Here is a 12,851-nt window from a genome sequence, read left to right on the forward strand (position 1 = left end):
GGCGCGGCTTCCAAGTCCCTTGAGGTCTTTGGTGAAAAGCACACGAAAGGGTGATCGCTTACCCCGCCGCAATTGACGCCTTATCGGAAAGAAGCGTCCGGTCTGCGGGGAGTTGTGCGCAGCACGCGAACGGAAGCGCCGGACGGTCGCTCATCGGGCTCTGGTTCGCACCCCCGTGAGCAGAAACGCGCAGAGCAGAGCGGTAACCGACAACATCAGCGCGCTGCCCACAGGTTGGGCGATCATCCGGACTCCGCCGGCCAGATAGCGCTCGACGCCGAACGGCCACTGCACCAGAGCGAGGTCGCGAAGCCGCCCCGGCAGCCCCGCCGCCGATCGCACAGATGGTCCCTCCAAGGCCTTTTGTACGAGCGGTACGACGACGATCGGCACCGCTAGAACAGCGGCCAGGCCGGCGGTCGTGGACCGGAAGACCCCTCCGGCGAGCACCCCCGCCCAGGCGCAGCCCGCCACGAGGGCGACCCAACTCGCGCTCAGCGAAAGCCAGTCAGGGGGAACTTTCGCGACCTCGTCTCCGTATACCAAGTGAAGCAACGCGGCGTCGGATACCAGCACGAGCAGGCTCAGCAGGAGCGCGGTGCCCGCCGCGACGATCAACTTGGCGCAGAGCAGCCCCAAGCGGCGGGGGACGGTGCCGCGGTCGGCGGCGAGTGCGGGGTGGCGGAACTCCTCACCGAAGGCGAGCGCCCCGAGCAGCCCGGCGCCAAGCGCCGCTGGCGGCAAGGGAAGTTCCCCGGGCCAGGCCGCGAGCAGGAGCGGCTGCGGCGTGTGTCCGTTCCTGGCGAGGAAGACGGCGAGGACGGCGGAGACGGCGAGCACCGCGGCGATGGTGAGGTACCCGGTGCCGATACCGGCGGCGCGGCGCAGCTCGTAGCGCAAGGGGCGAAGGGGGCCGCGGGCGGGGCGGATCGAGATGGGGGGCGGCAAAGGGGTCGGAGCCGCGGCATCCTGCGGGGCGGGGGTGCTGGTCGGGTCTGCGGCGGCGAGGGGGATGAGGATCTTGGTCTGGGCTGTGGGGGTGGTCTCGGCCGTGGGCGTGGCTGTGGCTGTGGCTGTGGCTGTGGCTGTGGCTGTGGGCGCAGTCTCGGCGTCGCTTTCGGCGCCGGTGTCGGTGCTGGTGTCGATGCCGGTCGTGGTGGCGGTGGCGATGGTGGCCTCGGCGTCGGTCGCGGTGGTGGTCGCGGTGGCGGTGCTGGCCAGGGTGTCGGTCTCGGGCAGCACGTCGGCTGTCGCAGCCGGGTCGCCTCCCTCCGAGTTGGCTCCTGCCGAGCCCACTTCCGTCCCGCCCGCAAGCGCTGTTACCGCCGTCGCTTCCGTTGCCGCCGTCGCCGCTTCAGGAGTTTCGGTTACGCGTTCGGGCGCGGGCGTCGGCGACGGCACCGCGGCCACGGGTCCCGCATCCCCGATTTCGTCGGCGAGTTGGTGGACGAGGATTCCGTGGCGGAACGCCGTCTCTCCGATCTCGGCGCACTGGCTGCCGTACACCGAAAGCCGGTTGCCTTCCTCCTTCACCACCTCGATGGAGCGTCGCCCGGCACGGGCTTCCTTGGCCAGCAGCGCACCGAGACGTGCCGCGTGCGGGCTGCGCACCGCGACCCGCGGGCGGAGCCGGGTGCGGGCGAAGTCACCGGCTTCCTGGTCGGCGACCAGACGGCCCGCCTCCAGCGTGACGACCCGGTCGGCGGTCCGTGCCGCCTCCTTGGGGTCGGCCGTGGAGAACAGGACGGTTCCCCCCTGGGCGGCATGCGCGCGCATAACACTGTGCAGCCATGTGCCCTCCCGTGCCGAGAGCCCGTCTGCGGGACCGTCGAGGACAAGTGTGTGCGGGTCGGCGAGCAGCGCGCACGCCAGGCCGAGACGGCGGTCCATGCCGCGCGAGAGCGTGCCGAGCCGCTGATCACGGAGGCTGACGAGACCGACCACTTCGAGTACGTCGTCGGCGCGCTGGACGGTCACACCGACCGCGGCGCACAGCATGCGCAACTGGCCCCGGACCGTGCGGCCGGGATGCCCCGGCACCTCGCCCAGCAGGACACCCACCTCGCGCGACGGATGGCTGATGCGGTGCAGGGGGCGCCCTCTGAAGTAGGTGACTCCTCGGCCCTGTTGGATTTCGAGCATGAGCCTGAGCGCCGTCGTCTTACCGGCGCCCTGCGCGCCGAGCAGTGCCGTCACACGGCCTGTTCGCGCCTCGAACGACACGTCGTCGACGGCGGGCGGCAGCTCCTGACGGGTATTGCTGGTCAGTCCGATGGCCTGGATCATCGCTTCTCTCGCGGGATGTGCGACCGCTCGACGGCCGGGATCCGTCCGCCGGGTCGGGGGCGGGCGAACCCCGTGGGTACTTCTGCAAGATAACGCGATATTTCCGTCATTTCGGTCAAGGCGTGGGCCGCGGGTGTCCATCACGTGGCAGGAACGGCAGTTGACCAGCGCGTGACCCCTGGCGGGGGCGTCAGACCTCGGGGCGCAGCATCGGCGGGTTGAGCAGCGTCGCGCCGCCCGCGCGGAAGAGCTGGGCGGGGCGGCCGCCCTGGCGGGTGGTCGTACCGCCGGTGGGGACGAGGAAGCCCGGCGTGCCGGTCACCTTGCGGTGGAAATTGCGCGGGTCGAGCACGACGCCCCACACGGCTTCGTACACCCGGCGCAGCTCCCCGACGGTGAACTCGGGCGGGCAGAAGGCCGTCGCGAGGGAGGAGTACTCGATCTTCGAACGTGCGCGCTCCACGCCGTCCGCCAGGATCTGCGCGTGGTCGAAGGCGAGCGGCGCCGCCTGCTCGTCCTCACGGCCGTATCCGCCCTGGTGGAGCAGCGCCTCGACCGGCGCCCAGCGCGCGCTGTTCGCGTCACCGCCGGCCCGCGGTGCGGGCAGATCGGGGGCGAGCGCGAGATGCGCGACGCTGACGACCCGCATCCGCGGATCGCGCTTGGGATCGCCGTACGTGGCGAGCTGCTCCAGGTGCGCGCCGTTCGCCCGGGCCGGAGTGTCCGGGTCGTGTGCGCGCAGCCCCGTCTCCTCGACCAGCTCCCGCGCGGCTGCCGACGACAGGTCCTCGTCGTCGCGCACGAATCCGCCAGGGAGCGCCCAACGCCCCTGGAACGGCGGCTCACCCCGCCGTACGGCAAGCGCACAGAGCGCGTGGCGGCGCACGGTCAGCACGACCAGATCGACGGTGACAGCGAAGGGCGGGAAGGCCGACGGGTCGTAGGGCGACATGCCGCGATCATAGTCGTCTGCCTGACGATAAACAGCTCCTCCGGCAACCGATCCCGGCCGGATTCACCGGCCCCCACGTCGGGTTCGCGCCACTCCTGGCGCAGGCTCCCCCTCCCGTACGACAAGCCCCCTGCCGCCGCCGGCCGCAGGTCCCTCTTCCGTACGTCACACCCCCAGCTGCAGTCCCTCGGCGGCCTCCTCGACCATGGCGAGGCCGAGCCTGCTGACCCGTACGGAGAACGGAGCACCCGCGACGCGCAGCCCCGTCAGCCCCAGCTCCCCCAGGGGCGCGCTGCGGACGGGCCTGAGCGTCACCGTGCCCGCCGGGGCATCTGGCCGGATCCCGGCGAGCGCCGTGAGGAGCTGGACTCCGGCGGCCGCGGCGGTGGCCGCCGGGCGGCACGCTGCTGGGTGCGGCAACGGAGCGCCACCCTCCGTGCGCTGCTCCCCCGCGTACATCTCGGGCAGCCGGTGGCCGAACGTCTCGGCCGCCGCCAGCATCCCGCGCAGCAGCCCGCTCGCCTCCTTGTCGTATCCGGCGGCGGCCAGACCCGAGACGGCGACCGCCGTCTCGTGGACACGGACCGCTCCGCCCCGGTGCCCGAACGGGTTGTACGCGGCCTCCTTGACGCCCAGGCTCCGCAGCCCCCACCCCGAGTCCATGGCGGGCCCGCCAAGCAGCCGCGCGAGCTGCTCGGTCCGCACCTTGTCGAGGAGCCCCGGCGCGAGCGCACCCGACCCGAGCAGCCCCGTGTCGAGGAGATGGGCGGCACCGCCGGTGAGGAGGGGCACGGGGCGACCGTCGGCCAGCAGGGCAGCGGCAGGCCGCCCGCCTGTCCGGTCCCCCACCCAGAACTTCTCCCTGAAGGCATCCCGCAGCCGCTCCGCACACCGCCGCAGCTCGCCGGCGCCCGGTCGGCCGTGCGCGTCGAGCAGGTCGGCGCCGAGCAGCGCGGCCCGGTGGGCGTGAGCCTGGGTCTCGCAGCGCGCGGGACCGCCGGGATAGGGGTCCGCCAGGAGTTCCCCGTCGGCGGTCGCCGCAACCAGCCACCGCAGACAGCGTTCGGCCGCCGGAAGCAACTCCTCCGTCTCCTGCTCCGGAATTCCCCAGCGCCACGCCTCCGCCAGGAGCGCCGGAAAGAGCAGCGTGGCTTCGACCCCCGTACAGCCGGCAGGCAAATGCGGTCCCGTGTTCCGCAACGGCCCGGGGATCATGCCCGCCCGTGGCCCCTTGCCCGCGAGCTGACGGCGGCCGAGGATACGCAACGTCCCCACGGCGATCCGCGTACCCAGCGGCAAGGCCATCCGAGCGGCAGCGAGCGCCTCGGCCGGCGCGAGACCGCAGCGCCACGGCGCACCCGCCGCCAGGTGGACGTCGGTCGGGTGCTCGGGGTCCCGCAGCAGCAGAGCCTGGAGATCCTCCACGGAACGGTCCAGCAGGGCCCCGGCCCCGGGATCGTCGCCCGCGGCCCGTGCCGTGGCAAGGGAGCGCGACGCCCCGTGCCCGACCGCCCGCACCGGGCCCGCCCCCTCCGGCCGTACCCGCAGCTCCACGCTCCAGGTGCCGCCCGGCGGCAGCTCCACCTCCCAGCGCAGCAGCCCCGCGGAGGCCAGCGCATCCGCGGGCGCGGGGTGCGCGGTGACCGCACAGTGGCCCTTGGGCGAGGACCAGCGCATGCCCGAGTCGTGGACACTGGCGGCCAGTTCGGGACCGGCGTTGCCGGACGCGACCGCGCCGAGCTCCGCCAGGTCTGTGCCGAGCGACACCTCCACGGGCATCCGCAGGGGGCGGCCCGCGGCGCTGCGCAGGAGAATTTGCTCGGTGCCGTCCGCGTACCGGGTCCGCTCGACGACCACGTCCGGATCCGGGCCGCCGTCCGCGAACGGACGCAGCGTCGCGACGAAGCGGGCACGGTCGGCGGAGATCATCCGGGCCTGGACGGCGATCGGTTCGCGCCCCGCCACCCGCACTTCGCAGCGCGAGAGCAGCCTGCGCCCCGCGCGGTAGAAGCCCTCGAGTCCGCGGCCGGTCAACTGCCCCTGGTCCGAGGAGATAGCGAGCGCGGGCATGGCGACACAGATCAGCGCGGCGTGCGCGGGCGGCAGCTGAGCGGGGCGGCGCGGCGCGGGAGCCGGGGCCTGCCCACCGGGCGGACGCGGTGGGGCCGACGCGGGCCGCCGGGGCCCCTCTCTGCCGGAGCCACCGGCGACACCGGAGACACCTGAAGCGCCGGAAACGGGAAACGGGGCGGGCCGGGGCATGAGGCGGCTTCTTCCGCGCTGTCCGCGCTACGGGGAGTCGGAGGTCGTTCGGCGGCTCGATCCGGGCACGGGTACCGCCACTCAGGTGAACGGACCGGCCCCGCCCGGAGTCACGCCCGGGGGCCGGGAAGCCACCCGGCCGGCCCCCGACTTCCGCGTGCGGCAGTTCCTCGGACAGCCGTCTCGCCCCAGTACTCCGACCCCCTCTCCCCCGCCGAGCCGTCCGGCCTGTCCTCCGACGGCGGAGTCCCGCTGTGCGGAGTCCCGCGTCACGCAGCCCCGCGTTCACGTGTCGTTCCTCGCTGCGCGGCGGATGGTGCGGCGGCGGTTCTGCGGTCCGGTGCCCGGCCTTTCGGTGGACCGGGCACCGTTGCCGCTCTTCGGGCGCGCGGGGCGGCGGCGGCGTGGAGCGGCACCCACCGGCTCGGGCTCCGGGCCCGGGGGCTCCGCAGGGAGCGGCAGGTCGGTGCGGGACTCCTTCGCGTCACGTCCGGTTCGTTCCCTGCGCAAGCAGCGGCGGATCGGCTCGGGGTCCAGGTCGCCGGCGCAGGCATGGTGCAGGAGTTGCGCGAAGGTATAGGCGGGGTCGGCGCACAGCGCCATGTCCAGCGCTTCCTGCCCCTCTGTGATGTCACCGAGGGACCAGGCGACCCAGCCCGCGAGGGAGAGAGGTGCGGCGGCGTGCTCTGCGTAGCCTCCGACGCAGCGGCGGGCCAGGGCCCTCCAGAGACGCAGCGCCGTTGCCGCGACGTCGCCCTCCATCCATTCCGCCGCCTGATCGCGCGTCGTGCGGTTCTGCAGGCCGAGGATCAGCGCCGCGGCCTCGTCGTGCGCCAGGAGTTCGTCGTCCTGCAGATCCGCCTCAAGCCTGTCGCTGACAGGGGGTGCGGACGTCATGCGCCCCATGATCCTGCGGGCCAGGTCGAGCGTGTCGGCGGCGACCTCGGCGTGCCCGCCCTCTTCCATGATCCGGCGCACGATCTCCATGCCGGCCGCATCGAGAGCGGCCCGCTGGTCGGGCACGGCGGCGGACTCCCACGGCGTCAGACGCGCCCGGATCTCCCTCGGCGTGACGCCCACCTGCGTGCCGGCGTAGGCCGTCGCCGCGGCCAGCACCGATGTGCCGGGCCGCAGCAGCGGCACGCCCTGCGGCGGGCAGCATTCCTCGTTCGGGCAGCAGTAGGTCCAGAAATGGCCCGCGGAGATGCACACGACCTCGAACACGGGGACGTCGAGGCTTCCGCAGGCGGTGCGGAGCACTTGTGCCAGCGGGCGCAGGCGCTCCATGACCTGCCGCCCTGTTTCGGCGCCGTCGGGCTCCGCGCACAGGAACGCGACGATGCCGTCGGGCCGGGCCCCGCGCCGCTCGCAGCCGCCCACCAGGCACTGGGCGAGCTGCTCCGCGATGGGCGGCCAGTCCTCCGCGCGCCCGGGAATACCGAGGCGCACCCGTCCGCCGAACCGCCCCCGCTCGCCGTGCAGAGCAATCAGGACGACGCTCTCCTCGGGCCGGAACCCGAGCAAGTACGGCAAGGCGTCCGCGAGTTCAGCCGGAGTGCGCAGGGTGACCATGGCCTCGTCGACGGAATCGGAGATGCCAGGGGCATCGGTGGGCTCGGTGGATGAAGTGGGCCCGGTGGAGTCGAGCCCGGTGGAGTCGGTGGGGTCGATCGAGTCGTTTTGTTCGCTGTGGTTCGCCATGCGCCGACTCTCCCGCGGATCACTGGATTCCGGTTTGCCCTGTGGATAACTGCGGACAGGGGCACGCCAAGAGTTATCCACAAGCCGCCGGACGCGTTCGCCGAATGTCAGACCCATCGGGTTGCATGGGGGCATGAGCAACGAAGAGCTGCGCACGGCGGCCGATGCCGTACTCGCCCGCCTCGTCGGCGGCCCCGCGCCCGCGAACGGCGAGGTGCCGCCGTCGGACGGTCCACGACTGCGCGAGGACCAGTGGCGCGCGATCGAAGCGCTGGTCGCGGACAAGCGCCGGGCGCTGGTCGTGCAGCGCACGGGATGGGGCAAGTCCGCCGTGTACTTCGTCGCGACCGCGCTGCTGCGGGAGCGGGGCAGTGGCCCCACCGTGATCGTCTCCCCGCTGCTCGCGCTCATGCGCAACCAGGTGGAGTCGGCCGCGCGGGCCGGAATCAGCGCCCGCACGATCAACTCCTCCAACACGGAGGAGTGGGAGACCATCCAGGCCGAGGTGGCCTCCGGCGACGTGGACGTCCTGCTCGTCAGTCCGGAGCGACTGAACAACCCGGACTTCCGCGATCAGGTCCTGCCCAAGCTCGCCGCGGCCACCGGCCTGCTCGTGGTCGACGAGGCGCACTGCATCTCGGACTGGGGCCACGACTTCCGGCCCGACTACCGACGGCTGCGCACCATGCTCGCCGACCTGCCGCCGGGCGTCCCCGTCCTGGCCACCACCGCGACGGCCAACGCGCGCGTGACGGCCGACGTGGCCGAGCAGCTGGGCACCGGCGGCAGCTCGGACGCGCTCGTGCTGCGCGGACCTCTCGACCGGGAGAGCCTGAGCCTGAGCGTGCTGGAACTGCCCAACGCGGCGCACCGTTTGGCCTGGCTCGCCGACCACCTGGACGAGCTGCCGGGCTCGGGAATCATCTATACGCTCACTGTCGCGGCCGCCGAGGAGATCACCGCCTTCTTGCGGCAGTGCGGGCACACCGTCGCCTCGTACACCGGAAAGACGGAGAACGCGGACCGCCAGCAGGCCGAGGAGGATCTGCTCGCCAACCGCGTGAAGGCCCTGGTCGCCACCTCCGCCCTGGGGATGGGCTTCGACAAGCCGGATCTCGGCTTCGTGGTGCATCTCGGCTCGCCCTCGTCCCCGATCGCCTACTACCAGCAGGTCGGTCGTGCGGGCCGCGGCGTCGATCACGCGGAGGTGCTGCTCCTTCCCGGCAAGGAGGACGAGGCGATCTGGAACTACTTCGCCTCGCTCGCCTTCCCGCCCGAGGAGCAGGTCCGGCGCACGCTGGACGTGCTGGCGCAGGCGGGACGGCCGCTGTCGCTGCCCGCTCTGGAACCACTGGTCGAACTGCGCCGGTCCCGCCTGGAGACGATGCTCAAGGTCCTCGACGTGGACGGCGCGGTCCGGCGCGTCAAGGGCGGCTGGATCTCCACGGGAATGCCCTGGGAGTACGACGCCGAGCGCTATGCCTGGGTCGCCAAGCAGCGGCAGAGCGAGCAGCAGGCGATGCGTGATTACGCCACGACTCCCGGCTGCCGCATGGAGTTCTTGCGGCGGCAGCTGGACGACGAGGCAGCGGCGCCCTGCGGCCGGTGCGACAACTGCGCGGGCGCGCGCTTCACCGACGCCGTGTCCTCCGGCGCGCTGGACACGGCACGGGGCGAGCTGGTCCGCGCGGGTGTCGACGTGGAGCCCCGGAAGATGTGGCCGACCGGGCTCGCCGCGGTCGGCGTCGAGCTCAAGGGACGTATCCCCGCGGGAGAGCAGGCCGCCCCGGGGCGGGCCCTGGGCAGGCTCTCGGACATCGGATGGGGAAACCGGCTCCGGCCGATGCTCGCCCCGCAGGCCCCTGACGGCCCCGTGCCCGACGACGTGGCCAATGCCGTGGTCGGCGTCCTCGCCGACTGGGCGAAGGGCCCCGGCGGCTGGGCCTCGGGCCATGCCGACGCGCAGCCGCGGCCGGCCGGCGTCGTGACCATGTCCTCGCACACCAGGCCGAGGCTGATCCAGACCCTGGGTGCGCGGATCGCCGAGATCGGCCGTCTTCCGCTCCTCGGCTCCATCGAGTACGCCGCAGGAGCCGATACGGCGCATGTGCCGCGGAGCAACAGCGCACAGCGTCTGCGCGCCCTCGACGGAGCACTGACCGTGCCCGCCGAGCTGGCCGCGGCGCTCCAGGAAGCGGGCGGTCCCGTTCTGCTCGTCGACGATCTGACGGACAGCGGCTGGACCCTGGCGGTGGCCGCTCGCATGCTCCGCCGGGCCGGGGCCGAGGGGGTGTTGCCGCTGGTCCTGGCTGTACAAGGCTGACCCAAGCGTCAATGCGGTGCGCCGTGGGCAAGGATATAGGTGGCGCATCGTCAGATACCGGTCGGCGGACCCAATTGCTCGTTGCCGCAAGGCAGTACGACGGGAAGAATTGGCACCGCTCCCCGCGCGCCTCCCCGTGGTCCGGCAGGGCTGTGCCGCGGTGCGCTCCACAGTCCGACCCCGCCCTCTGGGCGCGTAGCCGAAGGGAGGACCGTGACCTTCGGATTCTCTTCGTCCGGTGCGGCATCGATGTCGGATTTCTCGACGTCGGCTGAGATGTCCGCCGACTCCGCCAACCGACTGGCCCGGATGCTCGAGCCCGCGGAGTGGTCAGCCGCGGGAATTCCCCTGCTGCGCAATCCGCGTGAGGTCGTCAGCGGCCTGCACGCCCGGCATCGTCCGACGCCCGCGACAGCCGTCGTCGCGGTGCTCGATCCGGAGGAGCGACTCCGGGCGAGCGCTTCGTTCACCCGGCGGCCGAGCGCCGCGGACGGCTGGGTCTTCCGTAACGCGCTGCTCGCACAGCTGCGCCGGGTCATACCGCACGACCTGCGCCGCCGTACCCCGGTGCGTACCGCCGTCCTGCTCTACTGCCGCGACGGCGACGCGCGTTGGACGCAGGAGGACGGGGCGTGGATGTGGGGGCTGCGGGACGCGTGCACGCTGCACGGCCTGCGGTGCGGCGCCTACATCACGCTGACCCGTGACGGCTGGCAGGTGCTCGGCGAGGGCCGCGGAGGCCGTCGGCCGAGCTCCGGCTCACGCCCCGAGGCCTTCGCCGAAACGGATCCTCCACCACCACGCACCGGCGGCGCGGCGTCCGATGTGCTGCGCCGGGCGGCGGCACGCTGAAGCGCCCTCCGGGATGCCGCGCAAGACATGACGCCGCGAGGCGGGCCACCGGCAGGGCCGGTTGCACGCCGCCGCCTGCGTCGCACGCCACTCGACGCACGCACGTAGGCACGCACGCGCGCGCATGACACGAGCCTGCCCGACCACCCGGCTCGGGCACCCAGCACCCAGCACCCGACACCCGGCATCAGACTTCAGGCAGTCGGAGCCGGAGCACCGCGGCGCAGGTGTCGGACAGCAAGGAACGTCAGACGCCCGCGCCCAGCATCGCGTTGATCCGCTGCGGGTCACCGCAGACGATCAACAGGACTCCGGCCCGGGTGAGCGCCGTCGGCAGGGCGCCGACCGCGGTCTCCTCACTGCCGCCGTTGATGGCGACGACGACCACGGGACGGGACGCGGCACGGTTCAGGGCGGCGGCGTCGGCGTAGAAGACGTCGTCACCCGCCTCGTGCTGGGCCCAGTAGGAGGCTTCGCCGAACGACAGCTCGTGCGTGGCCCACGGGTGCGGGTCACCGGTGGTGATCACCAGGACCTCGCCCGGGGCACGGCCCGAGTCGAGCAGCAGGTCGACGGCTTCCTCGGCGGCGTCGAGCGCCCCCTCGGCGGAAGCCGGGATCAGCTGGATCTGCGGCACCGAAGCGCCGTCGGCCGTGGCGGAGCCCGCGGTGGAAGCAGCGGGAACGGCGGAAGATCCGGAAGCAGCCGGGGCCGAAGGCCGCGGCGTTGCGGCCGGCTCACGCGACGTGCGCTGCGCCGGCGGCGTCGGCCGGGCGGGGCCCGGTCGGCCTGGACGCGGCACAGCGGCGGGACGCGGGCCGGGTACGGGGCGAGGGGTCGGCGTGATGCGGCCACTGGCCGGGGTCACGCGGGGACCCTGGGCACTCTCGTGAATCTGAGGCTCCTCGGGACTGAGAGGCAGGCGTTGTTGTCTGTCAAATGCCGATGCGGGTCGCATCGGCGGGTGGCACATGAGTGCGAGTGGAACTGCCGGAAACATCAGAAATCGAAGCCGAGCTGGCCCTCGATTTCCGGAACGCCTCCATCCGCCCAGCTGCGGGCCTTCTTGAGGTGCCGCCACTGGGGCAGCGCATCAAGATACGCCCACGACATCCGGTGGTACGGGGTGGGCCCCCGCTCCGCCAGCGCGGCCTTGTGCACCGGCGACGGATAGCCGGCGTTGGCCGCAAAACCGAAGTCTGCATGTTCGATACCCAGTTCGGCCATCATTTTGTCGCGCCGAACCTTGGCGATCACCGACGCCGCAGCGACGGCCACACAGGATTGGTCGCCCTTGATCACCGTACGAACCTGCCAGGGAACCCCGAGATAGTCGTGCTTCCCGTCGAGGATCACCGCGTCCGGACGCACCGGCAGCGACTCCAGGGCGCGCACCGCGGCGAGCCGCAGCGCGGCGGTCATCCCCATGTCGTCGATCTCCTCCGGCGAGGAGTGCCCCAGGGCGTAGGCCGTGACCCAGCTCTCCAGCTCCCCGGCGAGCGTGGTGCGCCGCTTGGGAGTGATCAGCTTGGAGTCGGTGAGCCCGTCGGGCGGCCTGCGCAGTCCCGTGATCGCCGCACAGACGGTGACCGGTCCCGCCCACGCTCCGCGCCCGACTTCGTCGACACCGGCAACGATCTTCGCGCCGGTGGTAGCGCGAAGGGAGCGCTCGACGGTGTGGGTGGGTGGTTCGTACGGCATGGCGCCAGACAGCGTACGCCGCCGCATGCCGCCCGCGACACCCAGGCCTACCGTCGAAGCAGCGGAACCATGACCCGATCGATCAGATCGGTGACCTCTTCGTCCCCCCATTCGCTCCCGCACACCTTGGAGCGATACATCATCATCGCCGGAAGAACGTCACACACATAGGGGTCCATGACATCCGCGCGCACCTCTCCGCGCTCGACACCGCGGTGCAGGACCTCTTTGATCAGCTCCACGCTCGGCCCGATGACTCCGTCGAAGATCACCGCGTGGAACCGCTCGGCAGTGACCGTGTCGCACTCGTGAAGCACGGCGCGCAGTGCGAATCCGGGCCGCGAGTACATCGCCTCACGCATCTGGCGGCACAGCTGGAGGAGATCCTCCCTGACTCCGCCGCAGTCCGGCGCGGAATCGAGTTTCGGGAGACCGGCTTGCAGGGCGTCCACGACGAGGTCCTCCTTGGAGGGCCAGCGACGGTAGACCGCCGCCTTGCCGGTCTGCGCGCCCGCGGCCACACCCTCCATCGTCAGGCCGTTCCAGCCGACGGTGCTGAGCTGCTCGAGTGCGGCCTCGAGGATCGCCCGTTCCAGGACGGGGCCCCGCCGGCGCAGGGAGGCCGTCGGAGCGGGGGCGGCGCTCCAGCGCGAAGTAACCATCGATATCTCTCCGTTGGGCGATCGAGGCAGTGTCAGTGAACGGTTGCGTTCACTGATGGGGAGTCACTACCGTTGACGAGACAGTGAACGGTGCCGTTCACTAACGCACTTG

9 protein-coding genes are annotated in these 12,851 nt (G+C 72.3%); 2 read left to right on the forward strand and 7 right to left on the reverse strand.

The window, feature by feature from the left end; all coding sequences use genetic code 11:
• Positions 1-150: 150 nt before the first annotated feature.
• The 4 genes from ACQKIP_RS02035 to ACQKIP_RS02050 all read right to left on the reverse strand — a co-directional run bounded on the left by ACQKIP_RS02035 (position 151) and on the right by ACQKIP_RS02050 (position 7,201).
• The gene (locus tag ACQKIP_RS02035) at positions 151-2,286 is read right to left on the reverse strand and encodes an ABC transporter ATP-binding protein (protein WP_365858187.1); all 2,136 of its coding nucleotides are present in this window, start codon (positions 2,284-2,286) and stop codon (positions 151-153) included.
• A gap of 190 nt (positions 2,287-2,476) precedes the next feature.
• Positions 2,477-3,238: an NUDIX hydrolase gene (locus tag ACQKIP_RS02040; RefSeq protein WP_365858185.1), complete on the reverse strand. Its 762-nt coding sequence runs from the start codon at positions 3,236-3,238 to the stop codon at positions 2,477-2,479.
• Positions 3,239-3,403: 165 nt separating this feature from the next.
• Positions 3,404-5,308, reverse strand: a complete 1,905-nt coding sequence (locus ACQKIP_RS02045) for a glycogen debranching N-terminal domain-containing protein (protein ID WP_365858183.1) — start codon at positions 5,306-5,308, stop codon at positions 3,404-3,406.
• Between the two features lie 477 nt (positions 5,309-5,785).
• Complete coding sequence (locus ACQKIP_RS02050) at positions 5,786-7,201, reverse strand: DUF4192 domain-containing protein (protein ID WP_427741927.1); 1,416 nt, start codon at positions 7,199-7,201, stop codon at positions 5,786-5,788.
• 133 nt (positions 7,202-7,334) lie between these two features.
• Between ACQKIP_RS02050 and ACQKIP_RS02055 the strand changes: the two genes are divergently transcribed.
• Together ACQKIP_RS02055 and ACQKIP_RS02060 are read left to right on the forward strand one after the other, a co-directional pair.
• Positions 7,335-9,524 (forward strand): RecQ family ATP-dependent DNA helicase, encoded by a 2,190-nt coding sequence (locus ACQKIP_RS02055; RefSeq protein ID WP_365858181.1) that lies wholly within the window; start codon positions 7,335-7,337, stop codon positions 9,522-9,524.
• Between the two features lie 213 nt (positions 9,525-9,737).
• Positions 9,738-10,376 (forward strand): hypothetical protein, encoded by a 639-nt coding sequence (locus ACQKIP_RS02060; RefSeq protein ID WP_365858179.1) that lies wholly within the window; start codon positions 9,738-9,740, stop codon positions 10,374-10,376.
• Between the two features lie 247 nt (positions 10,377-10,623).
• Here the strand turns inward: ACQKIP_RS02060 and ACQKIP_RS02065 are convergent, their stop codons facing one another.
• The 3 genes from ACQKIP_RS02065 to ACQKIP_RS02075 all read right to left on the reverse strand — a co-directional run bounded on the left by ACQKIP_RS02065 (position 10,624) and on the right by ACQKIP_RS02075 (position 12,739).
• A complete protein-coding gene (locus tag ACQKIP_RS02065) occupies positions 10,624-11,298 on the reverse strand; it encodes a hypothetical protein (protein ID WP_365858719.1) in 675 nt (224 codons plus the stop codon).
• A gap of 77 nt (positions 11,299-11,375) precedes the next feature.
• The gene (locus ACQKIP_RS02070) at positions 11,376-12,077 is read right to left on the reverse strand and encodes a ribonuclease HII (protein ID WP_365858177.1); all 702 of its coding nucleotides are present in this window, start codon (positions 12,075-12,077) and stop codon (positions 11,376-11,378) included.
• Positions 12,078-12,124: 47 nt separating this feature from the next.
• Positions 12,125-12,739 carry a TetR/AcrR family transcriptional regulator gene (locus tag ACQKIP_RS02075; protein WP_365858175.1) on the reverse strand — a complete coding sequence of 205 codons (615 nt, stop codon included), beginning with the start codon at positions 12,737-12,739 and terminating at the stop codon, positions 12,125-12,127.
• Positions 12,740-12,851 lie beyond the last annotated feature (112 nt).

Source organism: Streptomyces sp. NPDC059900 (assembly GCF_050270335.1).
Lineage (GTDB): Bacteria > Actinomycetota > Actinomycetes > Streptomycetales > Streptomycetaceae > Streptomyces.